General features: G+C 70.4%; 25 protein-coding genes and 2 tRNA genes. 17 read left to right on the forward strand and 10 right to left on the reverse strand.

Translation table 11 applies throughout. The annotated features are described in order from the left end of the window. From FJ694_RS08680 to clpB, 6 genes are all read left to right on the forward strand, one after another. Positions 1–805, forward strand: an 805-nt coding sequence (locus tag FJ694_RS08680; protein ID WP_157266160.1) for a hypothetical protein, incomplete at its 5' end; no start/stop codon positions are given. 427 nt (positions 806–1,232) lie between these two features. Continuing rightward, positions 1,233–3,068 (forward strand): serine/threonine-protein kinase, encoded by a 1,836-nt coding sequence (locus FJ694_RS08685; RefSeq protein WP_157266162.1) that lies wholly within the window; start codon positions 1,233–1,235, stop codon positions 3,066–3,068. A gap of 73 nt (positions 3,069–3,141) precedes the next feature. Continuing rightward, positions 3,142–3,636 carry a molybdenum cofactor biosynthesis protein MoaE gene (locus FJ694_RS08690; protein WP_157266164.1) on the forward strand — a complete coding sequence of 165 codons (495 nt, stop codon included), beginning with the start codon at positions 3,142–3,144 and terminating at the stop codon, positions 3,634–3,636. A gap of 89 nt (positions 3,637–3,725) precedes the next feature. Then, positions 3,726–4,223 carry a flavin reductase family protein gene (locus tag FJ694_RS08695; protein WP_198320775.1) on the forward strand — a complete coding sequence of 166 codons (498 nt, stop codon included), beginning with the start codon at positions 3,726–3,728 and terminating at the stop codon, positions 4,221–4,223. A gap of 51 nt (positions 4,224–4,274) precedes the next feature. After that, positions 4,275–5,537, forward strand: a complete 1,263-nt coding sequence (locus FJ694_RS08700) for an acyl-CoA dehydrogenase family protein (protein WP_157266166.1) — start codon at positions 4,275–4,277, stop codon at positions 5,535–5,537. Positions 5,538–5,671: 134 nt separating this feature from the next. After that, complete coding sequence (gene clpB, locus FJ694_RS08705; protein ID WP_157266168.1) at positions 5,672–8,266, forward strand: ATP-dependent chaperone ClpB; 2,595 nt, start codon at positions 5,672–5,674, stop codon at positions 8,264–8,266. Between the two features lie 57 nt (positions 8,267–8,323). Here clpB and FJ694_RS08710 read toward each other — a convergent pair whose 3' ends face one another. Continuing rightward, on the reverse strand, positions 8,324–8,755 hold the full coding sequence (locus FJ694_RS08710) for a DUF29 domain-containing protein (protein WP_157266170.1): 432 nt from the start codon (positions 8,753–8,755) through the stop codon (positions 8,324–8,326). Between the two features lie 214 nt (positions 8,756–8,969). On the opposite strand from FJ694_RS08710, the gene nadB reads away from it, so the two are divergent. From nadB to FJ694_RS08730, 4 genes are all read left to right on the forward strand, one after another. Beyond that, positions 8,970–10,580, forward strand: a complete 1,611-nt coding sequence (gene nadB / locus FJ694_RS08715) for an L-aspartate oxidase (protein WP_157266172.1) — start codon at positions 8,970–8,972, stop codon at positions 10,578–10,580. Positions 10,581–10,594: 14 nt separating this feature from the next. Then, a complete protein-coding gene (locus FJ694_RS08720; protein ID WP_157266174.1) occupies positions 10,595–10,945 on the forward strand; it encodes a hypothetical protein in 351 nt (116 codons plus the stop codon). A 639-nt stretch (positions 10,946–11,584) separates the two neighbouring features. Beyond that, positions 11,585–11,923, forward strand: a complete 339-nt coding sequence (locus FJ694_RS08725) for a hypothetical protein (protein WP_157266176.1) — start codon at positions 11,585–11,587, stop codon at positions 11,921–11,923. Between the two features lie 28 nt (positions 11,924–11,951). Beyond that, positions 11,952–12,254 (forward strand): hypothetical protein, encoded by a 303-nt coding sequence (locus FJ694_RS08730; RefSeq protein ID WP_157266178.1) that lies wholly within the window; start codon positions 11,952–11,954, stop codon positions 12,252–12,254. 301 nt (positions 12,255–12,555) lie between these two features. Here FJ694_RS08730 and FJ694_RS08735 read toward each other — a convergent pair whose 3' ends face one another. The 4 genes from FJ694_RS08735 to nadA form a co-directional block, all read right to left on the reverse strand. Beyond that, the gene (locus FJ694_RS08735; protein WP_157266180.1) at positions 12,556–13,212 is read right to left on the reverse strand and encodes a two pore domain potassium channel family protein; all 657 of its coding nucleotides are present in this window, start codon (positions 13,210–13,212) and stop codon (positions 12,556–12,558) included. Positions 13,213–13,285: 73 nt separating this feature from the next. Then, entirely contained in the window at positions 13,286–13,708 is a 423-nt protein-coding gene (locus tag FJ694_RS08740; protein ID WP_157266182.1) for a type II toxin-antitoxin system VapC family toxin, read from the reverse strand. A gap of 5 nt (positions 13,709–13,713) precedes the next feature. After that, positions 13,714–13,971 carry a type II toxin-antitoxin system Phd/YefM family antitoxin gene (locus tag FJ694_RS08745; protein ID WP_157266184.1) on the reverse strand — a complete coding sequence of 86 codons (258 nt, stop codon included), beginning with the start codon at positions 13,969–13,971 and terminating at the stop codon, positions 13,714–13,716. 136 nt (positions 13,972–14,107) lie between these two features. Continuing rightward, positions 14,108–15,223, reverse strand: coding sequence for a quinolinate synthase NadA (gene nadA / locus FJ694_RS08750; RefSeq protein WP_157266186.1), 1,116 nt, complete (start codon positions 15,221–15,223; stop codon positions 14,108–14,110). Positions 15,224–15,371: 148 nt separating this feature from the next. On the opposite strand from nadA, the gene FJ694_RS08755 reads away from it, so the two are divergent. Both FJ694_RS08755 and FJ694_RS08760 read left to right on the forward strand, forming a co-directional pair. After that, positions 15,372–16,652 (forward strand): MFS transporter, encoded by a 1,281-nt coding sequence (locus FJ694_RS08755; protein ID WP_157266188.1) that lies wholly within the window; start codon positions 15,372–15,374, stop codon positions 16,650–16,652. Then, positions 16,649–18,364: a thiamine pyrophosphate-binding protein gene (locus FJ694_RS08760; protein ID WP_157266190.1), complete on the forward strand. Its 1,716-nt coding sequence runs from the start codon at positions 16,649–16,651 to the stop codon at positions 18,362–18,364. Before FJ694_RS08755 ends, FJ694_RS08760 begins: the two co-directional genes overlap by 4 nt. Positions 18,365–18,447: 83 nt before the next feature. On the opposite strand, the gene FJ694_RS08765 is transcribed toward FJ694_RS08760, so the two are convergent. Next, positions 18,448–18,816 carry a hypothetical protein gene (locus tag FJ694_RS08765; RefSeq protein WP_157266192.1) on the reverse strand — a complete coding sequence of 123 codons (369 nt, stop codon included), beginning with the start codon at positions 18,814–18,816 and terminating at the stop codon, positions 18,448–18,450. A 167-nt stretch (positions 18,817–18,983) separates the two neighbouring features. On the opposite strand from FJ694_RS08765, the gene rraA reads away from it, so the two are divergent. The 3 genes from rraA to soxZ all read left to right on the forward strand — a co-directional run bounded on the left by rraA (position 18,984) and on the right by soxZ (position 20,159). Continuing rightward, positions 18,984–19,493, forward strand: a complete 510-nt coding sequence (rraA, locus tag FJ694_RS08770; protein WP_157266194.1) for a ribonuclease E activity regulator RraA — start codon at positions 18,984–18,986, stop codon at positions 19,491–19,493. Positions 19,494–19,551: 58 nt separating this feature from the next. Then, a tRNA-Pro gene (locus FJ694_RS08775) sits at positions 19,552–19,628 on the forward strand. Between the two features lie 222 nt (positions 19,629–19,850). Beyond that, entirely contained in the window at positions 19,851–20,159 is a 309-nt protein-coding gene (gene soxZ / locus FJ694_RS08780; protein WP_157266196.1) for a thiosulfate oxidation carrier complex protein SoxZ, read from the forward strand. Between the two features lie 22 nt (positions 20,160–20,181). Here soxZ and FJ694_RS08785 read toward each other — a convergent pair whose 3' ends face one another. The 3 genes from FJ694_RS08785 to FJ694_RS08795 all read right to left on the reverse strand — a co-directional run bounded on the left by FJ694_RS08785 (position 20,182) and on the right by FJ694_RS08795 (position 23,014). Next, positions 20,182–21,795, reverse strand: coding sequence for an MFS transporter (locus FJ694_RS08785; RefSeq protein WP_232539960.1), 1,614 nt, complete (start codon positions 21,793–21,795; stop codon positions 20,182–20,184). 329 nt (positions 21,796–22,124) lie between these two features. After that, positions 22,125–22,201: transfer RNA gene (locus FJ694_RS08790), tRNA-Arg, on the reverse strand. 120 nt (positions 22,202–22,321) lie between these two features. Further along, positions 22,322–23,014: a glutathione binding-like protein gene (locus tag FJ694_RS08795; protein ID WP_157266200.1), complete on the reverse strand. Its 693-nt coding sequence runs from the start codon at positions 23,012–23,014 to the stop codon at positions 22,322–22,324. A gap of 49 nt (positions 23,015–23,063) precedes the next feature. On the opposite strand from FJ694_RS08795, the gene FJ694_RS08800 reads away from it, so the two are divergent. Continuing rightward, entirely contained in the window at positions 23,064–23,792 is a 729-nt protein-coding gene (locus tag FJ694_RS08800; RefSeq protein WP_157266202.1) for a hypothetical protein, read from the forward strand. 89 nt (positions 23,793–23,881) lie between these two features. Continuing rightward, positions 23,882–24,919, forward strand: a complete 1,038-nt coding sequence (locus FJ694_RS08805; protein ID WP_157266204.1) for a hypothetical protein — start codon at positions 23,882–23,884, stop codon at positions 24,917–24,919. Between the two features lie 33 nt (positions 24,920–24,952). On the opposite strand, the gene FJ694_RS08810 is transcribed toward FJ694_RS08805, so the two are convergent. Then, positions 24,953–26,131, reverse strand: a complete 1,179-nt coding sequence (locus FJ694_RS08810) for a pyridoxal phosphate-dependent aminotransferase (RefSeq protein ID WP_157266206.1) — start codon at positions 26,129–26,131, stop codon at positions 24,953–24,955. Between the last annotated feature and the right edge of the window lie 8 nt (positions 26,132–26,139).

The following is a 26,139-nucleotide window of genomic DNA, read 5'->3' on the forward strand; positions in this document are numbered from 1 at the left end:
CGCCGCGGGGCGGGCGGAGGCGGGCGCGGCGGCGGCGGCCGGGCCGGCCGGCTTCGCGCCGGCCTTTGCTGCGGCGGGCGCGATGGCGATGCCCCACCCGCGCGATGCCTTCACGCTGCCGGCGCTGCCGCGCCGCGGAGGCGATCACCTGCGCCCGATGCTGCTGGGGCTGCTGCTGGGCCTGGCCTGCGCCGCCACCGGCTGGTGGGTGCGCGGCCTGTGGCTCCAGGAACAGGAGCGCCACCGGGTGGACCAGCTGCTCGCCGGCGCCGCCGTCCCGTCATCCAGCGTGTTGCCGGGCTGGAGCGTGGACACGGCGGTGCCACTGTCCGGGCCGGATGCCGGTGCGGAGCCCGTGCAGCCGCAGCCGGCAGTGGCGCAGGCCGAGCCGGTGGTTGAAGCCTCGGCGCTGCCGCCGGAGCCTCCCGCCGTGCCCGCCGCGGCCGAGCCGCAACCACCGGTGGCGGTGGCCAGCACCGCGGCGCCGGCGGCCGCGGTCGCGGTGGCGGCGGTATCGGCCGCGACAGCCGCGACGGCTGCGCCAAACCAGGCCGCGGCGCGGCCCGCGCGTGCCGAGGCCGCACCGCGCCGCGGCGGAGCGGGATCGCGGCCCGTGGCTGCCGCCGCCAGCCCGGCCCGTCCTGCTGGCGCGCTGCGCGTGGGCGCCGGCGCGCCGCGCGCCGCCTGCAGCGCCCACGCCAAGTACGCGCTGCTGCAGTGCATGCAGCAGCAGTGCAGCCAGGCGGCCTGGCGACGCCACCCACAGTGCCAGCGGCTGATGCGCAACAACGAGATCAGCTCCTGAGGCGCGGACGCGCGCAGGAAAGGTCGAACGGGGCGTCGGCCGGGAGCTGATGCGGCAAGCCTGCTGCTTCTTCATCCCTGCGCAGGCGCGTTGATGTCCGGGGAAGACTCGACGCATCGCATCCCGTCAGCCACGATGCTTCGCACCCCAATCCGTCATCCCGGCTTCCGCCGGAATGACGAAACAGTGGGCGGGATGCCCGTGCTGTCGGGATGGCGGGATGCCGGTCGTTCCCCGCTTTCCCCAGCCAGCCCCGTGCGCCTTCGCGGAAATGACGGGCCGAGATGCGCGGCATCCCGACCGTCCGGCGGCGGGAAGCGGGCACCAGGGGCGGCACGGTCGCTGACCCCGGGAGCCTTCCGGCCCAGCCGCATCCTGACACCACTTGCAACCCCCGACCCCCGGCCGTGGCGGCCATAGTCGGGCCATGACCCCCTTTTCGAGCGAGGACCTGCCGTCCCCGGCGCCGGTGCGCGCGGTCGGCACGGTGCTGGCGGGCTGCCGTATCGAGGCCGTGCTGCACGCCGGGCCGGTGTGCACCGTCTACCAGGCCGGCGACGCGGTGGGCGCCGCCCGCCTGGCGCTCAAGGAGTACGCCCCGGCTGCCTTGTGCGTGCGCGACGCAGACGGCACGCCGCGCCTGCGCGACCCCGACGACGCGGCGGCCCGCGCCGCCTTCGAGACCGGCCGCGCCGCCTGCCTGGAGGAGCTGCGGCTGCTGTCGCGGTTGCGCCTGCCGGGCCTGGTGACCGTGCTGCAGGCCAGCGAGACCGAGGGCAGCCTGTGCGGCGTGATGCCGCTGCTGCCCGGCGTGACGCTGGACCGGCTGCCCCCGGCGCGCAGCGACGACGAAGTGCGCGAGCTGCTGCTGGCGCTGCTGGAGCCGCTGGCGCAGCTGCATGCCGCCGGCCTGGTGCACGGCGGCCTGCACGCGCGGCAACTGGTGTGGGCGCCCGGCCAGCGCCCGGTGCTGCTGGGCTTTCAATCCGCCGCGCGGGCATTGCGGCAGGCCGATGCCTTCCTGGATGCCGCGCCCGAAGTGCGCCCCGAGGGCGCGCACCTGCCGCGCGGACCCTGGACCGACCTGCACGCGCTGGCCTGCACCGTGCTGCGCCACACCACCAGCGGAGCCTGGGATGGCTCCACCACCACCGCCGCCGACGTGGCCCTGGCGCTGGAGCGCGCGCTGCCCGCGCCGGGCGGGCGCACGCGCCAGCGGCTGGTGCAGGCGCTGCAGGCCTGCCTGCGGCCGTCGCCCACCGAGCGGCCGGCCGGCGCGGTGGCGCTGCGCGCGCTGCTGGGCGACGCGCCCACGGCGGCGCCCTCGGTGCAGCCTCCGCACCCCGCCTTGCGCCGCACCGAGGCCGCGGCGGGATCCGCAGCGGCGGGCCTGGGCCCGGCTGCGGGCGCGCCGGCCCGGCCCGGCGCGGGCCGCGCGGCGCAGGCGCCACCGTCATCCGCTGCGGCGGGCATGCCGGCTTCCGGCCAGGACCCGGCACTGGCCGAGCGGCCCGGCGCCGCGGACGAGACCGCCGCGCCACGGGCGCCGCCGGCGCCCGTCGGCGCCCGGGACGTTGGCCGCGACCCGTTCCCGGCCGAGGCGCCCGACCGCCTGCCGGCGCTGTCCCGGCCGCGCGCCGGGCTGCGCGCCGCGCTGCTGGGCCTGCCGCTGCTGGCGCTGCTGGGCTATGGGGCGTGGTGGCTGCAGGAGCGCTGGCAGGCCGGGCAGGAGCAGGAGCGCGTCGGCCGGCTGCTGGCCCAGGCGGCCAGCCCGGCTTCCGCGCCCGCGCCGGTGCCGCCGCGGCAGCTGCCAATGCCGCCGGTCGAGGTGCTGCCCGATCCGCAAGCGCCGCGCGTGGCGCGGCCCGAGGCGCCGGCGCCGGGTGGCCTGGCCGGCGCGAGGCCGCCTGCGACGCTGCTGGGTGCGGGTGCGGGTGCGGGTGCGGGCACGGGCACGGGCACGGGCACGGCCGAGGTCGGGCCCGACGGTGCCGCGCCCGCCGTGGCGCCGCCCTCGGTCACCGGCCTGGGCGCGGCGACGCCTTCCGCGGCTCCGGAAGCGCCGGCCACGCCGCCCGCGCGGCAGCCGAAGGCAGCATCCCGCTCCGATGCGCCGCCGCCACCGGCGGCCGCGGCCGCGCCGGCCACGCCGCTGGCGGCCTGCGTCGCGCAGCCGAAATCGGTGCTGGAGCGCTGCATGCGCCAGCAGTGCGCGCGGCCGGCGTGGCGCGGCCACGTGCAGTGCGAGCGCTGGCTGGAGTGAGGCCGCGCGCCAGCCCGCCGCGGGCCGCAACCCCCTTCGGAGGGCCCCCCGAAGGCGGTGCGACAATTCCCGGATGAGCAGCCCGTCCTCCCCCCGCGTCCTGATCCAGACCGATGACTTCGACCTCGGCGCCGAGGTGCAGCGCCTGCGCGAGGGCGACGCCGGCGTGGGCGCGGTGGTCAGCTTCGTGGGCACGGTGCGCGAGCGCAGCGATGGCGCCGGCGTGAGCCTGATGGAGCTGGAGCACTACCCCGGCATGACCGAGAGCGCCATCGAGGCCATGATCGACGCGGCCCTGGAGCGCTTCGACATCCGCGCCGCGCGGGTGATCCACCGCGTCGGGGCGCTCAAGCCGCTGGACCAGATCGTGTTCGTGGCCGTCACGTCCGCGCACCGCGGCCAGGCCTTCCAGGCCTGCGAGTTCCTGATGGACTACCTCAAGACCCAGGCCCCGTTCTGGAAGAAGGAGCACACGCCGCAGGGCGCGCGCTGGGTCGATGCGCGCGTGACCGACGACGAGGCGCTGGCGCGCTGGGGCATCGCCGCGGGCAACGCGGCGTCGGCCTGAGGACGGTGGTTGCACGCGTGACTTCCCCTACCGCTTCCGCGCCTGCCACACCGGCCGCCGAGCTGCCGGGCACGCCGCTGCAGGCCGAGCTGCAGGGCGCCGTGGACATCACGCCGCAGGCGCTGCGCGGCGCGCTGGGCCGCTTCGCCACCGGCGTGACGCTCATCACCTGCGTGGACGCCGACGGCGCGCGCGTGGGGCTGACGGCCAATTCCTTCAGCGCGCTGTCGCTGGAGCCGCCGCTGGTGCTGTGGTCGCTGCGCCGCGCCAGCGCGAGTCTTGCGGCCTTCGAGCACAGCAGCCACTTCGCCATCAACGTGCTGGCGGAGGGGCAGATCGGGCTGTCGCGGCGCTTTGCCAGCGGCAAGGAGCCCGACAAGTTCGGTGAAGGCCTGTGGAGCGCGGGCCTGGGCGGCGTGCCGGTGCTGGCCGGCTGCACGGCGGTGTTCGAGTGCGAGCGCGTGTCGGCGCAGGTGGCGGGCGACCACGTGCTCTTCATCGGCCGCGTGCTGCGCCTGGCCGACGCGGCGCTGCCGCCGCTGCTGTTCCACGGCGGGCGCTACCACCTGCTGGGCGAGATTCTTTGATGCGGATGCCGCGCGCCGCTCGCAGGGCCGGGCGCGGCGTGGAGGGCATGCATGGACGGGATTTGCGGCGCGGCTGACGCGCACATCGCGGGCGACGCCTCGCGCCTCACCGCCGCGCAGCGCGCCTGGGTGGCGCGCGCGGCCGATCTGGGCCCGCGCTTCGCCGCGCGCGCGGCGGTGCACGACGCGCAGGCCAGCTTCCCCCGGGAAAACTTCGCCGAGCTGCACGACGCCGGGCTGCTGGGGCTGGCGGTGACCACGGCGCGCGGCGGGCAGGGCGCCGACCTGCTGGGCTGCGCGCTGGTGGCGGCGGAGCTCGGCCGCTGGTGCGGCGCCACGGCGCTGTGCTTCAGCCTGCACGTCAGCACCACGCTGTGGAGCGGCTTTGTGGCCGAGTCGCTGGCCATGACCGGCGCGCAGCGCGACGCGCACGAGGCGGCGCGGGCGCGGCACGAGGCCGGCATCGTGGAGGGCGGCCAGCTCTGGGCGCAGACCTTCTCCGAGGGTGGCGCGGCGGACGTGGGCAAGGCGCCCTGGTCCACGCAGGCGCGGCGCGTGGACGGCGGCTACCTGGTCAGCGGGCGCAAGGTGTTCGCCTCGATGGCCGGCGAGGCCGACTTCCACGGCCTGCTGTGCACGCTGCAGCGCCCGGCCGCGACGCAGGCCGACGCGCTGTTCCTGGCCGTGCCGCGCGAGGCGCCGGGCCTGCGCGTGAGCGGCGAGTGGAACCCGCTGGGCATGCGCGGCACGGTCAGCCGCACGCTGGAGTTCCACGACGTGTTCGTGCCGGAGGCCGACCGGCTGCTGCCCGAAGGGCTGTATGCCCAAGCCGCGGCGCGCTGGCCGGCGATGTTCCTGATGAACAGCCCGGCCTACCTCGGCATCGCGCAGGCGGCGCACGACTTCACCGTGTGCTGGTTGCGCGGCGAGGTGCCGGGGCTCACGTCGGTGCAGCGGCGCATGTACCCGACCAAGCAGTTCGCCGTGGCGCAGATGCGGCTGAAGCTGGAGCAGATGCGCGCGCTGCTGTTCGACGCGCTCTCCGGTGCCGGGCCGGACCCGGACCGGCACGCCCGGCTGCGGCTGCTGGCGGCGCAGCACACGGTGGTGGAGCAGGCGGCGGAGATTTGCCAGCTGGCGCTGCGCACCTGCGGCGGCCAGGCGCTCACGCGCGCGCTGCCGCTGGAGCGGCTGCTGCGCGACGCGCGCTGCGGCGCGGTGATGCTGCCGTGGACGGCCGAGCTGTGCCTCGACCAGCTCGGCCGCGACAGCCTGTACTGGGCGGGCGAAAGCGAAGAAGAGATCGACGGGTAGGCGGCGCGCCGCGCCTGCCGGCATGGCGCCTGCCGCTCGTCCCGGCGCAAGGGCGCATCGCGTAAAGCCCTTCTGGCGCCCTTGAAATCGGGGGCCGCCGCCCAAACTCGATGCGCAACGGAGGATCGACATCCATGCGACTCGACAAGCTCACCACCGCTTTCCAGCAAGCCCTGGCCGAGGCCCAGAGCCTCGCCGTCACCAACGACAACCCGTACATCGAGCCCGCGCACCTGCTCGCGGCCATGCTGGCGCAGCCCGACGGCCCGAAGGCGCTGCTGGACCGCGCCGGCGCCAACACCGCCGGCCTCAAGACCGCCATGGACACGGCGGTGCGCAACCTGCCGCAGGTGCAGGGCGGCGGCGGCCAGGTGCAGCCCGGGCGCGACATCGTCTCGCTGCTGCAGGCCGCGGAGAAGGAAGCCAGCAAGCGCGGCGACCAGTTCATCGCGAGTGAAATGTTCCTGCTGGCGCTGTCCGACTCCAAGACCGACCTCGGCGCCGTGGTGCGCGGCCACGGCCTGACGCGCAAGGCGCTCGAAGCCGCCATCGAGGCGGTGCGCGGCGGCGCCAAGGTGGACTCGGCCGAGGCCGAAGGGCAGCGCGAGGCGCTCAAGAAGTACACGCTCGACCTGACCGAGCGTGCGCGCCAGGGCAAGCTCGACCCGGTGATCGGCCGCGACGACGAGATCCGCCGCGCCATCCAGGTGCTGCAGCGCCGCAGCAAGAACAACCCGGTGCTCATCGGCGAGCCCGGCGTGGGCAAGACCGCCATCGTCGAGGGGCTGGCGCAGCGCATCGTCAACGGCGAGGTGCCCGAGACCCTGAAGGACAAGCGCGTGCTGGTGCTGGACATGGCGGGCCTGCTGGCCGGCGCCAAGTACCGCGGCGAGTTCGAGGAGCGGCTCAAGGCCGTGCTCAAGGAGGTCTCGCAGGACGAGGGCCGCATCATCCTGTTCATCGACGAGCTGCACACGATGGTGGGCGCGGGCAAGGCTGAGGGCGCCATCGACGCCGGCAACATGCTCAAGCCGGCGCTGGCGCGCGGCGAGCTGCACTGCATCGGCGCCACCACGCTCGACGAGTACCGCAAGTACATCGAGAAGGACGCCGCGCTGGAGCGCCGCTTCCAGAAGGTGCTGGTGGAGGAGCCGTCGGTCGAGGCCACCATCGCCATCCTGCGCGGCCTGCAGGAGAAGTACGAGGTGCACCACGGCGTGGAGATCACCGACCCGGCCATCGTGGCCGCGGCCGAGCTCTCCAACCGCTACATCACCGACCGCTTCCTGCCCGACAAGGCGATCGACCTGATCGACGAGGCCGCGGCCAAGATCAAGATCGAGATCGACTCCAAGCCCGAGGCCATGGACCGGCTCGACCGCCGGCTCATCCAGCTCAAGATCGAGCGCGAGGCGGTCAAGAAGGAGAAGGACGAGGCCTCGCAGCGCCGCCTGGGGCTGATCGAGGACGAGATCGCGCGCCTGGAGCGCGAGTACGCCGACCTCGACGAGCTGTGGAAGAGCGAGAAGGCCACCGCGCAAGGGTCGGCCCAGGTCAAGGAGGAGATCGACAAGATCCGCTTCCAGATCGAGGAGCTCAAGCGCAAGGGCGACTTCAACAAGGTGGCGGAGCTGCAGTACGGCAAGCTGCCCGAGCTGGAGAAGCGGCTGAAGGAAGCGCAGGCCAAGGAGGCCGGCAAGGCCGCCGGCACCGGGCCGCAGCTGCTGCGCACCATGGTCGGCGCCGAGGAGATCGCCGACGTGGTGTCGCGCGCCACGGGCATCCCGGTGTCCAAGCTGATGCAGGGCGAGCGCGACAAGCTGCTGCAGATGGAGGACAAGCTGCACGAGCGCGTGGTGGGCCAGGACGAGGCCATCCGCGCCGTGGCCGACGCCATCCGGCGCTCGCGCGCCGGCCTGTCGGACCCGAACCGGCCGCTGGGCAGCTTCCTGTTCCTGGGCCCCACCGGCGTGGGCAAGACCGAGCTGTGCAAGGCGCTGGCGACGTTCCTGTTCGACAGCGCGGACCACATGGTGCGCATCGACATGAGCGAGTTCATGGAGAAGCACTCGGTGAGCCGGCTCATCGGCGCGCCGCCGGGCTACGTGGGCTATGACGAGGGCGGCTACCTGACGGAGGCCGTGCGCCGCAAGCCCTACAGCGTGATCCTGCTCGACGAGGTGGAGAAGGCGCACCCGGACGTGTTCAACGTGCTGCTGCAGGTGCTCGACGACGGCAGGCTGACCGACGGCCAGGGCCGCACGGTGGACTTCAAGAACGCCGTGATCGTGATGACCAGCAACCTGGGCTCGCACCTGATCATGCAGATGGCGGGGCAGGATGCCGGGCTGATCCGCGAGGCGGTGTGGGACGAGGTCAAGTCGCACTTCCGGCCCGAGTTCCTGAACCGCATCGACGAGACGGTGGTGTTCCATGCGCTGGACCAGAAGCACATCGAGTCGATCGCCAGGATCCAGCTGCGCGTGCTGGAGCAGCGGCTGGAGAAGATGGAGATGAAGCTCGACGTCTCGCCGGCGGCGCTGGCCGAGATCGCCAAGGTGGGGTTCGACCCGGTGTTCGGCGCGCGGCCGCTCAAGCGCGCGATCCAGCAGCGCATCGAGAACCCGGTGGCCAAGCTGATCCTGGAAGGCCGCTTCGGGCCGAAGGACGTGATCCCGGTGGACGTGAGCGAGGCCGGGGATTTCAGCTTCGGGCGGACGGTGCACTGACAACCAGGCACCGACACAGACAGGCCGGCCGGCGGGGTGACCCGCCGGCCGGCTTTTTCATTGCGGGAGCCAGCCCTCGGCGAGCACTTCGTCCTGCCAGGACCAGGGGCAGTTTTCAGGGAAGGCGTCCAGGCCGGTTTCCTGTTGGGCGAAGCGCACGGCATCCACCCACATTTCGTCCTGCCAATCCGGGTCGCTAAGCATGGGGCGCAAGCTGGGTGTTTTGTCCAGCCGCCGCTGGATGAGCCGCCGCTGGTCCCGGATGGTGCGCAGCCAGCTATTGCCGCGCCGCTGGGGCTGGTAGGCCCATTTCAGAAGGTGCGAAAGCAGCAGCGCCATGCGGCTGGCCAGTTCGTTTTGCTCACTCTTGCCCACGTCTTCGATCTCGTCAGCAATGCGCTCGATGTCCAGCAGGTCAAAGCGGCCTGCCCGCAGCAACTGCGCCTGTTCGTTGGCCCAAGCCACGATGTCCTTGTCGTAGGACTTCACAACACATCTCCTTTGCTGGAGGGGTCAGCGTACACCAGCGAACGCAAGCCCCTGAATGAAGAGGCTGCCGCTCCCGTTACGAGCGGCGAAGGCGGGTGCCGCAAGGCCGTGACCGGCGTTGCATCTGCACTCGGCATGACGTGTGGGTTGTGCTAACGGGCCTGCCCCGGCCGGTTCGTAGAATCGACCCTCCCTGCAATACCCGTTTCGTGTGATGAACCCCAATTTCGATGCCTCGTCGTCCGCCCCTGTAGTCATCGTGGGCGCCGGCCTGGCGGGCCTGTCGGTGGCGCTGCACCTGGCGGCCACGCGGCCGGTGGTGGTGCTGGCCAAGCGCGACGTGCACGAGGCGGCCACGGCCTGGGCGCAGGGCGGCATCGTCGGCGTGCTGGGCAAGGACGACAGCATCGAGAGCCACGTGCACGACACGCAGGAGGCCGGCGCCGGCCTGGTGGACGAGCACACCGCGCGCTTCATCGCCGAGAACAGCGCCCGCGCCATCGAGTGGCTGGTGGAGCAGGGCGTGCCCTTCACGCCCGACTCCGAAGGGCCGCTGGGCCTGCACCTGACGCGCGAGGGCGGCCACGCGGTGCGGCGCATCGCGCACGCGGCCGACGCCACGGGGCAGGCCATCCACGACGCACTGCTGGCGCAGATCCGGCGCCATCCCAACATCACGCTGCGCGAGCGCTGGATGGCGCTGGACCTGGTGACCTCGCGGCACCTCAAGCGCGACGAGCCCACCCGCTGCTACGGCATCTACGCCCTGGACATCGACGCCCAGCGCGTGGAGACGCTGGCGGCTTCGGCCATCGTGCTGGCCACCGGCGGCGTGGGCAAGGTGTACCGCTACACCAGCAACCCCGAGACGGCCACCGGCGACGGCATCGCCATGGCGTGGCGGGCCGGCTGCCGGGTGGGGAACATGGAGTTCATCCAGTTTCACCCGACCTGCCTGTACCACCCGCAGGACCGCACCTTCCTGATCACGGAGGCGCTGCGCGGCGAGGGCGGCCACCTGAAGCTGCCCGACGGCACGCGCTTCATGGCGGCGCACGACGCGCGGCTGGAACTGGCGCCGCGCGACGTGGTGGCGCGCGCCATCGACTTCGAGATGAAGAAGCATGGCCTGGACCATGTCTGGCTGGACGCGACGCACCTGGGCGCCGATTTCCTCAAGGAGCATTTCCCGACCATCCACGCCCGGCTCCTCAGCCTGGGCATCGACATCACCAGGCAGCCGATTCCCGTGGTGCCCGCGGCGCACTACACCTGCGGCGGCGTGGTGACCGACCTGGAAGGCCGCACCGACATTCCCGGCTTGTATGCCGTGGGTGAGACCACGTACACGGGTTTGCACGGCGCGAACCGGCTGGCGAGCAATTCGCTGCTGGAATGCGTGGTGGTGGGGCGCACCTGCGCCGAGCGCATCGAGCAGGACGCGCCCAAGGACGTGCCGCAATTGCCGGCCTGGGACGAGAGCAAGGTGGACAACGCCGACGAGCAGGTCGTGATCAGCCACAACTGGGACGAATTGCGGCTGGTGATGTGGAATTACGTCGGCATCGTGCGCACGAATAAACGGCTGGAGCGGGCGCTGCACCGCATCCACTTATTGCGCCAGGAAATCGACGAGTATTACGCGCATTTCCGGGTGTCGCGCGATTTGCTGGAGCTTCGCAATCTCGTGGAGTGCGCGGAACTCATCGTCCGCTCCGCGCTGAAGCGGCATGAGTCGCGCGGGCTACATTTCTCGCGGGATTATCCTTATACGCTGCCGGTGAGCTTTCCTACGGTGTTGATTGGGGATCATCGGACAAAGTGAAGGGTGCGCCAGGCATGGCTACGCGTCAAAAAGTCGCCGAAGTATTGATTGGGCTTGGGCGCGCAGCATCTTTCCTGGTTCTGGTGTTTTATCCCGGCTTGCTGATTGCCGGCGTGATGTCGCTGGGTGCGGGTTATGGCGGGTTGGTGCAATGCTATCGCAGTGTATTTGGCGCCTTTATTTGCACCGGGTTGATTTACCCTGTGTTGTACTTTGCGGGATATTGGGCTTCCAAGGCATTGATGGCAAGGCAACGGTATGTCGAGGCCGTTGTGTCGGTGTGGGGCATCTTTCTGGTATTCATGACGCTGCTGTTTGCGTCAGAGGTCGGCGACTCGTTGCTACGGAATTTGTTGAGAGGGTGAAAATCCTGTCTCATGGCCGAGAAATTGCCTGATTCAAAGGCCACTCATGCGTGAGCGAGCAAGGCCCGGATGGCACCGGCCAGCGCGGCACTCCGGTATTCGTGGATTCCGGCTTTCGCCGGAATGACGGGCCGGGGTGCGAGGCGTCGTGGCTGACGGGTTGCCAATATTTATGTTTTTGAGTGGCGAGATTGCGCGATGCGGATTGGGAATTCGGGGAACACGCGCTGTGGTTTGGGGGAAACGGCACATTGATTGCAATGCGCGCGCAACAACGCAGCCCGTGAGAATCAATGTCGTCATGCCCGCGCACGCGGGCATCCAAGTTTGGCCGTCCGGCAGGACGGCGGCTTTGCCCCATGAGCAAATGCTCGCGCGGGCCCCGGCAGGCCGGCCTGGCGGCCGGTGAAAGCATGGATGCCCGCGTGCGCGGGCATGACGAAGCAGAGGGCGGAGCAACTTGGCGGCGGAATGCCGACCCATCATCCTTCTCTCCGGACAGCTGCGAGTTCCAACCTGAATGACGGCGTTTTCATTGACGGCCGACAGGGTTCTCAAGCGGTTAGAGCAAGTCCTCTGGCATCCCAAGACGGAGGGACGCTACATTGCCAACACGAGTTGCCCACCGGTCGAATCACCATGGCTCAAAGGAAACCCCGCTTCAACCCGATTGCCCGCAACCTGTCGGCGTCCCTGCCTGCCGTGGATGTCGTCTGGTACACGCGGGAGGAATGGGGCAAGGTCAAGGCCAGCGCCGTGGACGCTGAGGTGTTTGAAGCCACTTACGACGAATGGCTGGCCATGGCGGAGGAGGCGGTCCAGGAATGGAAAATCGCAGGCCTGAACATTGAGAAAGTGCTTGTGAAGGCCGACGAGTTCGCTGCCTGGTGCATCGTGCACGGCAAGCCGAACAATGGGGCGTCACGCTCGGAATTCGTGGTCCAGCAAAGTCAGAAGCGGGCGTCACCGCAGGCTTGACGGCATTCGTCAACAAGAGTTTGAGCCGGTGGAACTGGCCCTCATCGTCATCCTCGGCGGCCTGTCCTGGTGGCTGATGCGCCCGCTGCGGGACTGGTACGTGGTGGAAATCCGCCGCGGGATGGAATGCGCCGGCCGGCAGGTATTCACGCAAATGGAAGCCGCCGAGCAGTCCTGGGTCGAATCCATTCAGGTCCTGCGCCAGGGTGACGATGTTTGCGAGATATCCCTTTGGCACATCGAGGCGCGCAGCCGCCGGCAGGCCTTGAGCGGAAAGTTGCCTGAAGGGCGAGAAGCGGTACTGCTGAAACGGGAAATTACTCAGAACTGATTTGCCATGGCGCCGCTGGCTTGGCGGACAGATTCCCTTGTCCCTGGTATTGAGAATGCCGGCGCACGTCCGTTGCTTGCGGCCACCCACTCAAGGTGTGTCTGTATCCGTTCCGGCCGTGTGAGCCGTGTGCCCGTGCCCAGGCCTGTGTCCCAGGCTGTGCCTGTGGTGTATCCGTGGTGTATTCGGGCTGTGTCTGTATCTGTGTCACGTGTCTCGCGCCCTGTGACGCTGTGTCAAATCCTGATAGACACACGCTGCCCCGTGTCTCGCGCCCCGGGGTTTCCAGCCGATCCGCAAATCATTTCCTCGGCATGATCGTGAACCCGATCAGCCGCGCCACCACGGTGGCCAGATAAAGCACCCCGGTCATCATTTCCACACTGGCAATGGCGCGCGCATGCGCCGACACGGCGACCACGTTGCCCATGCCGGTGCTAGAGAGCAGCGCGAAACTCAGGTGGTTCAATTCCGACCAGGTTCTGGCGACCGAGCCCGGGTCGGTCGAAAAGGCATGCGGCTGCAGCGACTGCACCAGCACGAACAGGTGCGTGAAGGCCCAGGCGAACAGGGTGAAGGTGGCGGCCGCGGCGAATAGCTCATCGCTGGTGGTACGGTAATCCGCCATCATGTAGGCGATCAGGCTGCCGGCGGCGTAGAAATAGAAGATGGCTTCCAGCGCGGAGGACCAGGGCAGCAAGTGGGGCATGTCCAGGGTCATCTGCAATATCAGCAGCACGACCGCCGGCGCGCCGATGAGCAAGCTCACGCCCGTGAGCCCCGGCGTGCGCCGCACCATGCGCGTGGTCAAAATCAGCACGAAAATGCCGAATATGTTGACGATGGCGTGGCTGTAGCGGGATTCCTCGATGAAGGGCGCGAGCAATATCCCCAATATCTGGACGATCAGCAGTATGGCGGAGGGGTGACGGCGGGTGCGGACCAGGAAGCGTTTCATCACGTGTCGCTTTCCATGAGTTCGCCGAAATGCGAACCAACGATCGACATGCCGTGCAGTTGAAACCCGCGTTTCACGGCGTGTCGCCGGCAGCAACCTGGAAGGGGTTGAGCAACGGTAGGCCGAAGCCGGAGAAGTCGGCAATATTGCGGGTCACGATCGTCAGTCCATGAATCTGTGCCGTGGCCGCGATCATGGCGTCTTCGTACAGCGTATCGGAGCGCCGGTGCATCAATCGCGCCCAAGCCCGGAATGCGGTGCCGTCCATGGGCAGGACGTTGTAGGACGCCGAAATACGTTCAAGCCAGTTCTCCAGGACGGCCGCCTTGACCGGGTCTTGCGTGCGCGTCTTCTCGATTCCGGCCTGGATTTCACCCAGAGTCACGGCAGAAAGGTGCAGGGCGCTGTCTGGCGTGGCTTGAACCCAGGCAACGACCGCACCATGGGGCTTTGGCTTTCGAAGTTCGGACACGACGTTGGTGTCGAGCAGGTACATGCCGATTACTCCGCCGGTTCCACCGGCCGTCGGCGCGCCATGCCGCGGGCGGGCAATTCAAGATCCGCTCGTCCTTCGTCCGACAACAGCAACTCCTTGAGCGACGGACGCGCCGCTGCTTGGAGCCGCCGCCATTCCTCTACTGGAACCAGCACGGCGGCTTCCGCTCCGCGCTTGGTCACCATCTGAGGCCCTTCAGTGATGCACGCTTCCAGGAATTCGCTGAAGCGAGCCTTGGCGTCTTGAACCGGCCATGAGTGCATGTTCAGCTCCTTCTGACTAGTGAGCTGACCAGTTTACCGGGCCTGCTGTTCTGCTTGTTCCGGGGACTTTCCAACGCAAAACGCCCGGATCGGCAAGCCGACCCGGGCGTTCGTCACGGCGCAAGACGCTGAACTGTCAGGCCGCCCCGATGTTCTTGACAAAGCCCCCGCGCTGCGGCTGTGCCAGCGCGTGCGGGTTCTTCGCCACGAAATCCAGCATGCGCTCGATGCAGCCCGCGGCCTGGGAGCGCACCGGCTCCGGCACGTGGATCTCACCCGTGCCTTTTTCCAGGCAGTCGATCACGCCCTGCAGCGCGTTCATCGCCATCCACGGGCAGTGCGCGCAGCTCTTGCAGGTGGCGCTGTTGCCGGCGGTGGGCGCTTCCAGCAGCGTCTTGGTGGGGGCGAGCTGGCGCATGCGGTGCAGGATGCCGTTGTCGGTGGCGACGATGAAGGTCTGCTCCGCCCCCTCCAGCACCGCCTTCAGCAGCTGCGAGGTGCTGCCCACCACGTCGGCCAGCGCCACCACGCTCTTGGGCGACTCGGGGTGCACCAGCACCACGGCGTCCGGGTGCTCCTGCTTCAGCAGTTCCAGCTCGATGCCCTTGAACTCGTCGTGCACGATGCACTCGCCGCTCCACATCAGCATGTCGGCGCCGGTCTGCTCCTGGATGTACCGCCCAAGGTGCCGGTCCGGCGCCCACAGGATCTTCTCGCCCTGGCTCTTCAGGTGCTCGACGATCGCCAGCGCGCAGGAGCTGGTCACCATCCAGTCGGCGCGCGCCTTCACCGCGGCGCTGGTGTTGGCATAGACCACCACCTTGCGGTCCGGGTGCGCGTCGCAGAAGCGGGCGAAGTCGTCGGGCGGGCAGCCCAGGTCGAGCGAGCAGGTGGCGTCCAGGTCGGGCATCAGCACGCGCTTGTCCGGCGAGAGGATCTTGGCGCTCTCGCCCATGAAGCGCACGCCGGCGACGACCAGCGTCTTGCTCGCGTGGTCGCGGCCGAAGCGGGCCATCTCCAGCGAGTCGGCGACGCAGCCGCCGGTCTCCAGCGCCAGGTCCTGGAGATCGCCGTCCACGTAGTAGTGCGCCACCAGCACGGCGTCGTGCGCCTTGAGCAGCTCGGCCACGCGCGCCTTGCGCTCCTGGCGCTGCGCGGGCGTCAACGCTTCGGGCACCTTGGCCCAGGCATGGGCGACGCAGCTCGCGCCGCTGGCGTCCTGGCGGGTGTAGTCGAAAAGCACCTGGTCCATGGATCTACTCTGCAGTCTCGGGCGCGCGGCCCAGGGTTCGGGGATTGAAATTCGGGGGGCGATGGTAGCCCACGCTGCGGGACGCCACGTCCGCGCGGGAAGCCGTCCCCGCCGACGGGCGCGCTTTGGCGCCGATACCATCCCATAAATGAATTCCATAAGCTCCGAAGTCAAGGTGGCACCGCCTTCGGCGCAGCGCCACAGCGACGTGCGCACCATTTCCCTGGTCGGCCTGGCGCACGGCAGCTCGCATTTCTGCCACCTGCTGCTGCCGCCGCTGTTCCCCTTCTTCATCCGGGACTTCGGCCTCACCTACGCCGAGCTGGGCCTGGCGGTGACGCTGTTCTTCGCCATCTCGGGCATCGGGCAGGCGCTCTCGGGCTTCGTGGTGGACCGCGTCGGCGCGCGGCCCATCCTGTTCGCCGCGCTGGGCTGCTTCATCGCCTCGGCACTGACCGCGGCCTCGGCCCAGGGCTACGCCGGGCTGCTGGTGGCGGCGGCGCTCGCCGGCCTGGGCAACGCGCCGTTCCACCCGGTGGACTTCACGATCCTGAACAAGCGCGTCTCCTCGCCCAGGCTGGGCCACGCCTTCTCGGTGCACGGCATCAGCGGCAACCTGGGCTGGGCCACGGCGCCGGTGTTCCTGCTGGGCCTGACCGAGCTGACCGGCTCCTGGCGCTGGGCCCAGGTCGGCGCCGCGGCGGTGGTCGCGTGCGTGATGGGGCTGTTGTGGTGGCAGCGCGAGGCCATCGACGACCGCCTCGGCGCCTGGAGCCACGAGAAGGCGGCGGCCAAGCCCGGCGCGGCGCCGGTCAAGGAAGAGCACCCGCTGGCCTTCCTGAAGCTGCCCTCGGTGTGGCTGTGCTTCTCGTTCTTCTTCTGGTCCACCTGCGCGCTGAGCGCGATCCAGAGCTTCGCCAGCCCGGCGCTGCACGAGATGACGGGGCTGCCGCTGTCCAGGACGGCGCTGGTGGTCACGGGCTTCATGCTGTCCGGGGCGCTGGGCATGGTCATCGGCGGCTTCCTGGTGGCGCGCGTGGAGCGGCTGGAGAAGACGATCGCCTTCTGCCTGGTGGTGGCCGCGGCCATGCTGGCGCTGGTCAGCACGGGCATGGTTCAGGGCTATGCCGCGCTGGCGCTGGTGGCCGCCGCCGGCCTGGGCGTAGGCCTGGCCGGACCCTCGCGCGACATGCTCATCAAGCGCGCCGCGCCGCCCGGCGCGACGGGGCGGGTCTACGGCACGGTCTATTCCGGGCTGGACCTCGGCTTCACGCTGGCCGCGCCGGTGTTCGGCTGGCTGATGGACCACCACATGCACGCCGCGGTGTTCCAGGGCGCGTCGCTGGCGCTGCTGGCCGGGGTGGCCTCGGCCGCGGCAGTGGGCGTGCGCATCGCGCCGCGGCGCGCCGCCACGGGGGCGGCGGCGTGAGCGCGGCGGCGCGTCCGGGCGGCCACCTGCTGGTCGAGGCACTGATCGCGCAGGGCGTGGACACCGTCTTCGGCGTGCCGGGCGAGAGCTTTCTCGCGGCGCTGGACGGCTTCCACGAGCACGGCGACGCGATCCGCTTCATTGCCTGCCGCCACGAGGGCGGGGCGGCCTTCATGGCCGAGGCGCAAGGCAAGCTGACCGGGCGGCCGGGCGTGTGCTTCGTGACACGCGGCCCCGGCGCCAGCAATGCCGCCATCGGCGTGCACACCGCATTCCAGGACAGCACGCCGCTGCTGCTGCTCATCGGCCAGGTGGCGCGGGACCAGCGCGACCGCGAGGCCTTCCAGGAGCTGGACTACCGCCAGGTGTTCGGCCCCGGCACGCTGGGCATGGCCAAGTGGGTCGCGGAAGTCGAGGACGCGGACCGGCTGCCTGAATACATTGCCCGCGCATTCCACGTCGCGATGCAGGGGCGGCCCGGCCCGGTGGTGCTGGCGCTGCCGGAGGACGTGCTCAGCGGCCCCGCCAGCGCCCCGGTGCTGCCGCGCGTGAAGCCGGCCGAGGCCTGGCCCGCGCCGGGCGCCTTGCGCGACCTGCGTGCGCTGCTGGTGCGGGCGCAGCGGCCGCTGGTGATTGCCGGGGGCAGCGGCTGGACGGCGGAGTCGGCGCTGGCGCTGCAGCGCTTCGCCGAGAACTGGAAATTGCCGGTGGGCTGCGCCTTCCGGTTCCAGGACACCTTTGACAACCGGCATCCGAACTACGCCGGCGACGTGGGCATCGGCATCAACCCGCGGCTGGCGCAGCGCGTGCGCGACGCGGACCTGCTCATTGCCGTGGGCCCGCGCCTGGGCGAGATGACCACCGGCGGCTACGCGCTGATCGAGGCGCCGCGGCCGCGGCAGCAGCTCGTGCACCTGCACCCGGGCGCGGAGGAGCTGGGCCGCGTCTATGCGGCGGACCTGCTGCTGCAGTGCTCGCTGGCGGCCGCGGGCAAGGCGCTGGAGGCGCTGACCGCGCCGCCGCAGGTGCCGTGGGAGGCCTGGACCGCGTCGGCGCGCGCCGATTACGAGGCGAACCGGGTGCCGCACGCGGTGGAGCCGCTGGACATGGCGCAGGTGGTGCTGGCCATCGAGCGGCTGGCGCCGGAAGACAGCCTGTTCACCAACGGCGCGGGCAACTACAGCGGCTGGCTGCACCGCTACCTGCGCTATCGCGGGCTGCACGAACATGGCCGCACCCAGCTCGCACCCACGGCCGGCGCGATGGGCTATGGCCTGCCGGCGGCGGTGGCGGCGGCGCTGCTGTATCCGCAGCGCACGGCCATCAACCTGGCCGGCGACGGCGACTTCCTGATGACCGGCCAGGAGCTGGCCACGGCCGTGGCCCATGGCGCGAACCGGGGCGCCGGGCGGCTGGTCAGCATCGTGGTGGACAACGGCACCTACGGCACGATCCGCATGCACCAGGAGCGGCACTACCCGGGGCGCGTCAGCGGCAGCGACCTGTTCAATCCCGATTTCGCCGCGCTGGCGCGCAGCTACGGCTGGCGCGCGGCGCGCGTGGAGCGCACGGCCGAGTTCGAGCCGGCGTTTGCCGAGGCGCTGTCGGAAGGCCCGCCGATGCTGCTGCACCTCAGGCTCGACACCGAGGTCAGCACCAGCCGGGCAACGCTGGCGCAGATCCGGGACGCGGCGCTCAAGGCCCGGGGCTGAGCCCCATGCACCATGAAAAACGGCCGCTCGCGCGGCCGTTCTGAGCTTCTCCGGCCGGGGCGGCCGGTGTCAGCGGGGGAGGCTTATTCCTCGCGGCGTTGCTGCTGGGAACGGTCCTGTTGTTGGGAGCGGTCCTGTTGCGAGCCCGACTGCTGCCCACGCTGGCTGGACTGGTCCTGCTGCCCCTGGCGCTGGCTGGACTGGTCCTGCTGGCCGCTGCGCTGGCCGCCTTGCGTCTGCGCCTGCTGGCCGCCCTGGGTGGACTGGTCCATCTGGCCCTTGCCGCTTTGCTGCTGGCTGCCCTGCTGGCCGCCCTGCAATCCGGACTGCGATTGCTGACCCGACTGGCCCGACTGGCTCTGCTGCCCTTGGCGCTGGCCCTGCTGGCCTTGCTGGCCCTGCTGGTTGCCTTGCTGGTTCTGCTGGCTCTGGTTGCGGTCTTGGCTGGTCATGTCGACTCCTTATCAGTCATCGGCCGGCGAGATTGCCGACGAGGAGCTTTCGGCAAGCGGAATGCCCGCGAACGCGGGGCATGCGCGGCCGTCCCGGCACTCGACTCCAGGATGGCACCCCCATGCTAGGCTGCCCCGCAACCTGACCAGCCCCGGGAGGAGCCCCGATGAACGACCCTGAAAAGACCTACGTCACCTGCGACATCTGCGACGAGCTCAAGGCCCAGGCCGGCAGCGACGCGCTGCGCGTGCTGCCGCCGGTGTTCCGCGATTTCGGCGCTCGCACCGCCTTCGCCGGCGAGGTCGTGACGGTGAAGTGCTTCGAGGACAACACGCTGGTCAAGGCCGCCTGCGACAGCCCGGGCCACGGCCGGGTGCTGGTGGTGGACGGCGGTGGCTCGCTGCGCCGCGCGCTGCTGGGCGGCAACCTGGGCCGCGCCGCGGAGAAGAACGGCTGGGCCGGGGTGCTCATCGACGGCTGCGTGCGCGACGTGGCCGAGCTCGGCACCTACGCCCTGGGCATCCGCGCGCTGGCCGCCATGCCGCTGCCCACCGAGAAGCGCAACGAGGGCCAGCGCGACGTGCCGGTGACGATCCAGGGCGTGCCGGTGCGCCCGGGCGACTGGCTCGTGGCCGACGCCGACGGCACGCTGATCCTGGGCCAGCGCCCGCGCTGAGGCCTGCACGCCGCCGCGGCCGCGAAAGCGCCGCGCGCCCGGCTACAATGTCCCTCTTCGGGGTGTAGCGCAGCCTGGTAGCGCAACTGCTTTGGGAGCAGTGGGTCGGATGTTCGAATCATCTCACCCCGACCACAATTTCCTCAATCAAATCAATGCCTTGGCAAACTTTCCGCAAAAAGTTTCCAAGGCATTTTGATTTTCCGGGCATGCCGTTTTCACGGCCCCTCGGCCCGCACCAAAGTGGGATGGACGAGTTGCTCGACGGGCGGCGTGGCGCGTTGCGCAGCGGTGCGAAGTGCGCGTGATTCAGGGCGGCTGCGCCGCCTGAAGCCGCGAACCGGAACGGAAGACGCCGTGGGACAACCCAGCCGCATGCGCGCCGTCGAGAACGCCGGCGTGGTCGGTCTGCGCCTGCTGATGAGCCACGTCATGGAAAGCGGCCAGCGCCGTGACGCGTCCGGCGCGCTGGTGCCGGCGCACCACGTCGAGCGCGTCGAGGTCGAGTGCGGCGGCCGCCCGGTGCTGCAGGCGCGGCTGGGGCCCTCGGTGTCGCGCGACCCCTACCTGCAGCTGCGCTTTCGCGGCGCGAAGGGCGAGCGCGTGGTGGTGCGCTGGGTGGACAACCGCGGCGACACGCGCAGCGACGAAGGGGTGGTCGGCTGAAGCCGGCCCCCGGATCCGCCGCTCAATCCGGCAGCGTCTCGCCCACGTAGCGCCTCACGCGCGGCGGCTGGTCGCCGCGGTGGAAGGCCATGCGGCGCGCGCGCAGCTGCATGTCGGCGGCGGTGATGCGGTCGATGCGGCGCTGATGCTCGACCCAGGACTCGTCCACGAAGTACTCGACGTGGCGGCGCGGGTCGGTGCTGTCGTGCAGCAGGCCCCAGCTCAGGGCGCCCTGGCGCAGCCGGGCGCGACGGCTGTCGCGCATGACGAGGGCGAACTCGGCGGCATCCTTCTCGTCCACGAAGTACTCGATGGTCACCATCACCGGGCCGGCTTCGGGCGGGATCTCGAAGGCCGGCGGCGGGTCGATGGTGATGGCATGCGGCGTCAGGTCCTCGGGCGGCAGCGCCTCCAGGCGCTGGCGGCGCAGCAGCAGCACCATCAGCACGGCCGTGGCGGCCGCCGCCAGCAGCGCGGTGCGCACGCTGGAGTGGCTGGCGACGTAGCCCCACAGCGCCGCGCCCACCGCGTTGCCGGCCATCAGGAACATCTGGTAGATCGACATGCCGCGCGCGCGCACCCAGTTGGGCAGCGTCATCTGCGCGGTGATGGTCAGCGAGTTGGCCACCGAGATCCACGCCGCGCCGGCCAGCACCATGGTCGGCGCCGCCACCCACACGTTGGGCGCCAGCGCCACGCCCACCATGGCCGCGGCGTTGATGAGCGTGCCGTACTCGACGAGCTGGTCGCGGTCCCAGCGCGCGCGCAGCTGCGGCAGCGCCAGCGCCGCGGCGATGGCGCCCGCGCCCATGCACGCCAGCAGCAGCGTGAAGGTGCCCGCGCCGCCGCCTTCCAGGCGCTGCGCCAGCAGCGGCAGCAGCGCGATCAGCGCCGTGGCCTGCAGGAAGAACACGAACACGCGCACCAGCACGATGCGCATGCCCGGCGACTGGCGCACGTGCTGCACGCCCACGCGCATGGCGCCCACGAAGCGCTCGCCCGGCAGCGCGGAGTGGCGCGGCTCATAGCGCCAGCGCCACACCAGCACGCTGGCCACCAGCGACAGCACGGCATTCAGCGCGAACACCCAGGCGCTGCCCAGGCTGGCGATGATCGCGCCCGCGGCGATGGGCCCGGCGATGCGCGAGGCGTTCATGGCCACGCCGTTGAGCGCCAGCGCCGCGCTGAGCTCGCGCTTGCCCACCAGCTCCGGCACGATCGCGGCGAACACCGGCCAGCGCATGGCCAGCCCGATGCCGTTGACGAACACCAGCACCAGCAGCAGCGGCGCCGACAGCATCCCGGCCAGCGACACCGCGGCCAGCACCAGGCCCACGGCCGCCACCCAGAGCTGCGTGAACATGAACCAGCGGCGGCGGTTGACGATGTCGGCCAGCGCGCCGCTGGGCAGGCCCAGCAGGAACACCGGCAGCGTCGAGGCCGACTGCACCAGCGCCACCATGGCCGGATCGGTGGACAGCGTGGTCATGACCCAGGCCGCGGCCACGTCGTTCATCCACATGCACACGTTGGCCGTGAGCCAGGCGCTCCACAGCATGCGGAACACGGGGATGCGGAAGGGAGCCAGGGCGCCGGAAGGGGCGGCGTCGGAGGGAGCGGGGGGAGCGGAAGACATGGACTGCGACCAGATCGGTATCCTGCTCACTGTACGCATCCACAGTGAGCAAAACGATGGGATACGCTCGCAAGGAAGACCTGTACCGCGCTCAGATCGCCCGCTGGATACGGATCAAGATCAAGGCTATCGAGTACAAGGGCGGTGTTTGCAGGCACTGCGGCGGCCGGTTTCCTTATCCGGCCATGCAATTCCATCACCGAAATCCTGGCGAGAAGGATGTGAACTGGAACAAGCTGCGACTTCGGGCCTGGGGCCGAATCACAGCCGAACTCGACAAATGCGACCTGCTGTGCGCCAACTGTCACGCCATCGTCCACTCTGCCGAGTGGCCCGTCCGGCAGGACTCGAACCTGCAACCCCCGGCTTAGAAGGCCGGTGCACTATCCGGTTGTGCTACGGACGGATGGAAGGTTTCGCCGGGACACCATGACTTGCGGTTGGGCGGCTTGAACTGCCGAAGCCGTGCATGGCAAGCGAAGTCCTGGATTGTAAGCAGTGGCAGCGCAGTCTCGGTTGCACGCTGTCAATGCTTGGCGTATTGCGTGGCGCCGAAGAGCGTCTCGCGCGCCTTGTCGTCCATCTGCGGCTTGCGCCGGTCGGCCAGCACCTCGACGCCGCGCTGCACCGCAGGGCGGGCGGCGATCTCGTCGAACCAGCCCTTGAGGTGGGGATAGTCGTTCCAGTCGATGCCCTGGTTCTTCCACGAGCGCAGCCACGGGAAGACGGCGATGTCGGCGATCGTGTACTCGTCGCCGGCGATGTAGCGGTGCCGCGCGATCTGGCGGTCCATCACACCGTAGAGGCGCCTGGCCTCGTTGGTGTAGCGGTTGACCGCGTATTCGATCTTCTCCGGCGCGTAGATGCGGAAGTGGTGCGCCTGGCCCAGCATCGGGCCCACGCCGCCCATCTGGAACATCAGCCACTGCAGCGTCTCGTACTTGCCGCGCACGTCCTGCGGCAGGAACTTGCCGGTCTTGCCGGCCAGGTACAGCAGGATGGCACCGGACTCGAACAGCGACATGGGTTGGCCGTCCGGGCCGTCCGGATCGACGATGGCCGGGATCTTGTTGTTGGGGCTGATGGCGAGGAACTCGGGGCCGAACTGGTCGCCTGCGCCGATGTCCACGGCATGCGCGCGGTAGGGCAGGCCGCACTCTTCGAGCATGACGTGGACCTTGTGGCCGTTGGGCGTGGGCCACGAATACACTTCGATCATCTCTGCTGTCTCCTCGCGTCACCGGGCGCCCCATTGTGCGCCAGCCCTCATGCTCGACGCCTTCAAGCAATGGTTCTCACGCCGCGCCGGCTTGCCGGGCGAGCGCGCCCTGGCCGACTGGGCGCAGGCGCAGGGACACCACTTCAAGCGCAGCCGCGACGCCGACGGCTTCATCGTCGAGGCGCAGGACCGCGCCTGGCGGCTTGAATGGGGCCCGTCGCAGCGGCGCTACATCCAGGGCCAGGAGCTGCGGCTGCGGGCCAACCTCACGGGTGCCACCGGGCTGCAGTTGCTGGTGCTCACGCGCGGCCTGCTGGAGCGGCTGGAAAGGGAAGTGTTCGAGCAGTACACGCAGGGGCTGCAGACGCGCGTGGACCTGGCCACGCCCGACGAGATGCGCTGGCTGGTGCTGCATCCGAAGCTGCAGTCGTCGGAGCTGCAGGCGCTGCGCGGGCACTTCGGCGCCGTGGGCCAGCCGCTGCCGGCGCTGGCAAGCTGGGTCGGCGGAGCGCTGGCGCCGGCGCTCACGGAACTGGTCGCCGCGCGCGACACGCCACCGCCGCCGTTGATGCTCATCGTGCAGCGCGAGCGGCTGACGCTGCGCACCGCGCTGCCCCGGGCCGAGCCCGAAGCCGTCGCGGCGCGGCTGGGGCTGTTCGAGACGGCGCGCCGCGAGGCGCAGCGCGTGGCCTCGCAATGGGGACAGCCGGGCACGGAAGACCCGGCCTCCACGCTCTGGCCGCACTCGGCCGACGGTCCCGACACCCCCGCGCGCTGAAGGCCGACTCGCAACGCTGACTCCCGCCTTTCATCGGGGAACCCCGTGCTAGAGTGGGTTTTCGTCTGCGGACTTGCCCGGAGGGAGGGATGTCCAGAAACATGCTGTTGCTGAGCTTGGCCGCCGCTTGCTGCATGGCTGTGGCCGTGCCCAGGAGCGAAGCTGCCGGCGCAGCCTCGGCCGAGGCCGAGGAAGCCGCCGAAGCGGCCCCGGGCCAGGCCACCGGAAAACTCCAGCAGCGCCTGCGCAGCCTGGAAGAACGCGTGCTGCAGTTGCAGCAACAGTCGCGGCTGGACCAGGAAGCCCTGGAGCAGGGCCGGCGCCGCCAGGCCGAGCTCGAAGTCGCCTCGCATGCCTTGCCCTGGTTGCTGGGGCTGCTGGTGGCGCTGGCGGCGGTCGCCGTCGGGCTGGCGTGGCGCGTGCAGGCCCTGTCGCAAAAGCGCCGCGACGTGTGGTGGGACACCTCCGCGCCGCTGGAGCTCGACGCGCCGCGCGAGGAGGTCGAGGCGCCCGTCACCGCCGCGGTCGTGTTCAACGAGCCTGCGCAGCCCGACCCGGCGCGGCGCGTGGCGATGCCGCTGGTTTCGGCCGTGCTGCCGGTGGACGAGCAGATCGCGCTGTCGCTGCAGGTGGCGCGGCTGCTTGCGCAGGCGCAGGACGACAAGGCCATCGAGCTGCTGCAGTCGCGCCTGGAGGCCGGTGCCCGCACCCCGTGGCTGCTGCTCAAGCTGCTCATGCTCTACCAGCGCAGCGGCCAGCGCGCCGCTTTCGACCGGCTGGCGCGCCAAGTGGCGGTGCGCTTCAGCTGTACCGTGCCGGTGTGGGATGCGCCGCCGTCGCCCGGGCTCGAAGGCGAGCCGCAACTGCTGCAGCAGCTGCAGCAGGCGTGGGAGTCGCCGGTGGATGCCCTGCAGATGCTGGGTCGGTTGCTGCTGCAACCACGTGCGCTGCCGTCGCTGGCGGCCTGCGAGGACCTGCTGCTGCTGTACCGCGTCGCCCATGAGCGGCACCGACAGGAACTCTCCGCCGAGATCGACCTGCCGCTGCCGCTGGCGCCCGACGAGGGCCGGCCGGCGCAACCGCTGCCCGCCGTGTCGGGTCGCGTCGCGCTGCAGCCCGCGCCCTGACCCTCAGTGGGCCGGCGCTGAGTCAGCGCCGGCTCAGAGCCGGGCCAGGCGCTGCAGCGCCAGTTGCAGCGTCTCGTCCTTCTTGGCGAAACAGAAGCGCACCACGCGCTGCTCGAAGCCCTCGGCATAGAAGGCCGACAGCGGGATTGCCGCCACGCCGACCTCCGTGGTCAGGAAGCGGCAGAACTCCGCTTCGGGCAGGTCGCTCAAGCCTGAGTAGTCCACGCACTGGAAGTAGCTGCCCTCGGTCTGCAGCGGGCGCAGCTTCGTGGCGCGCAGGCCCTCGCGGAACAGGTCGCGCTTGCGCTGGTAGAAGGCACCGAGCTCCAGGTACGGCGCCGGATCGGCCATGTAGCGCGCCAGCCCGTGCTGCATCGGCGTGTTGACCGTGAAGACGTTGAACTGGTGCACCTTGCGGAATTCCGCCGTGAGCGGCGCGGGCGCGGCCACGAAGCCGACCTTCCAGCCCGTGACGTGGTAGGTCTTTCCGAAGCTGGAGACGATGAAGGCACGTGCCGCGAGCTCGGGCACGGCCGCCGCGCTCACGTGCGCGCGATCGTCATAGACCATGTGCTCGTAGACCTCATCGCTCAGCAGCAGCGTGTCGGTCGGGCGCAGCAGCTCGGCCAGCCGCTGCATCTCCTCGCGCGTCCAGACGCTGGCGCCGGGGTTGTGCGGCGTGTTGATGATCAGCAGCCGCGTGCGCGGCGTCAGCGCCGCGGCGATCTTGTCGAAGTCCGGCCGGAAGCTGCCCGGCGTCAGCGGCACGCGCACCACGGTGCCGCCGGCGAGCTCGATGTTGGGCCCGTAGCTGTCGTAGCAGGGCTCCAGCACGATCACCTCGTCGCCCGGATGCACGCAGCACAGGATGGCGGTGAGGATGGCCTGCGTGGCGCCGGCGGTGACGGTGATCTCGCCGTCCGCGTCGTAGCGGCCGCCGTAGAGCGCGGCGATCTTGGCCGCGATGGCCTGGCGCAGCGCCGGCACGCCGGCCATGGGCGGGTACTGGTTGAGCCCGGCGCGCATGGCGTCGGTGACGGCGTCCACCAGGCGTGGGTCGCCCTCGAAGTCCGGAAAGCCCTGGCCCAGGTTCACTGCGCCGCGCTCCTGCGCCAGCGCCGACATCACGGTGAAGATGGTGGTGCCGACTTGCGGCAGCCGGCTGCGCAGCGCCGGCGTGCGCGGCGCTGCGCTCGGGGAAGGGTTCTGCATGGGAGCGG

Origin of the sequence: Azohydromonas aeria (genome assembly GCF_009760915.1) — a bacterium.
Lineage (GTDB): Bacteria > Pseudomonadota > Gammaproteobacteria > Burkholderiales > Burkholderiaceae_C > Azohydromonas > Azohydromonas aeria.

Excerpts from the sequence above, each read along its gene's own strand:
- FJ694_RS08685 (WP_157266162.1), top strand. The coding sequence starts at position 1,233 with ATGACCCCCTTTTCGAGCGAGGACCTGCCGTCCCCGGCGCCGGTGCGC.
- FJ694_RS08690 (WP_157266164.1), top strand. The coding sequence starts at position 3,142 with ATGAGCAGCCCGTCCTCCCCCCGCGTCCTGATCCAGACCGATGACTTC.
- FJ694_RS08700 (WP_157266166.1), top strand. The coding sequence starts at position 4,275 with ATGGACGGGATTTGCGGCGCGGCTGACGCGCACATCGCGGGCGACGCC.
- clpB (WP_157266168.1), top strand. The coding sequence starts at position 5,672 with ATGCGACTCGACAAGCTCACCACCGCTTTCCAGCAAGCCCTGGCCGAG.
- nadB (WP_157266172.1), top strand. The coding sequence starts at position 8,970 with ATGAACCCCAATTTCGATGCCTCGTCGTCCGCCCCTGTAGTCATCGTG.
- FJ694_RS08720 (WP_157266174.1), top strand. The coding sequence starts at position 10,595 with ATGGCTACGCGTCAAAAAGTCGCCGAAGTATTGATTGGGCTTGGGCGC.
- FJ694_RS08725 (WP_157266176.1), top strand. The coding sequence starts at position 11,585 with ATGGCTCAAAGGAAACCCCGCTTCAACCCGATTGCCCGCAACCTGTCG.
- FJ694_RS08735 (WP_157266180.1), bottom strand. The coding sequence starts at position 13,212 with ATGAAACGCTTCCTGGTCCGCACCCGCCGTCACCCCTCCGCCATACTG.
- FJ694_RS08740 (WP_157266182.1), bottom strand. The coding sequence starts at position 13,708 with ATGTACCTGCTCGACACCAACGTCGTGTCCGAACTTCGAAAGCCAAAG.
- FJ694_RS08745 (WP_157266184.1), bottom strand. The coding sequence starts at position 13,971 with ATGCACTCATGGCCGGTTCAAGACGCCAAGGCTCGCTTCAGCGAATTC.
- nadA (WP_157266186.1), bottom strand. The coding sequence starts at position 15,223 with ATGGACCAGGTGCTTTTCGACTACACCCGCCAGGACGCCAGCGGCGCG.
- FJ694_RS08755 (WP_157266188.1), top strand. The coding sequence starts at position 15,372 with ATGAATTCCATAAGCTCCGAAGTCAAGGTGGCACCGCCTTCGGCGCAG.
- FJ694_RS08765 (WP_157266192.1), bottom strand. The coding sequence starts at position 18,816 with ATGACCAGCCAAGACCGCAACCAGAGCCAGCAGAACCAGCAAGGCAAC.
- rraA (WP_157266194.1), top strand. The coding sequence starts at position 18,984 with ATGAACGACCCTGAAAAGACCTACGTCACCTGCGACATCTGCGACGAG.
- FJ694_RS08785 (WP_232539960.1), bottom strand. The coding sequence starts at position 21,795 with ATGTCTTCCGCTCCCCCCGCTCCCTCCGACGCCGCCCCTTCCGGCGCC.
- FJ694_RS08795 (WP_157266200.1), bottom strand. The coding sequence starts at position 23,014 with ATGATCGAAGTGTATTCGTGGCCCACGCCCAACGGCCACAAGGTCCAC.
- FJ694_RS08800 (WP_157266202.1), top strand. The coding sequence starts at position 23,064 with ATGCTCGACGCCTTCAAGCAATGGTTCTCACGCCGCGCCGGCTTGCCG.
- FJ694_RS08805 (WP_157266204.1), top strand. The coding sequence starts at position 23,882 with ATGTCCAGAAACATGCTGTTGCTGAGCTTGGCCGCCGCTTGCTGCATG.
- FJ694_RS08810 (WP_157266206.1), bottom strand. The coding sequence starts at position 26,131 with ATGCAGAACCCTTCCCCGAGCGCAGCGCCGCGCACGCCGGCGCTGCGC.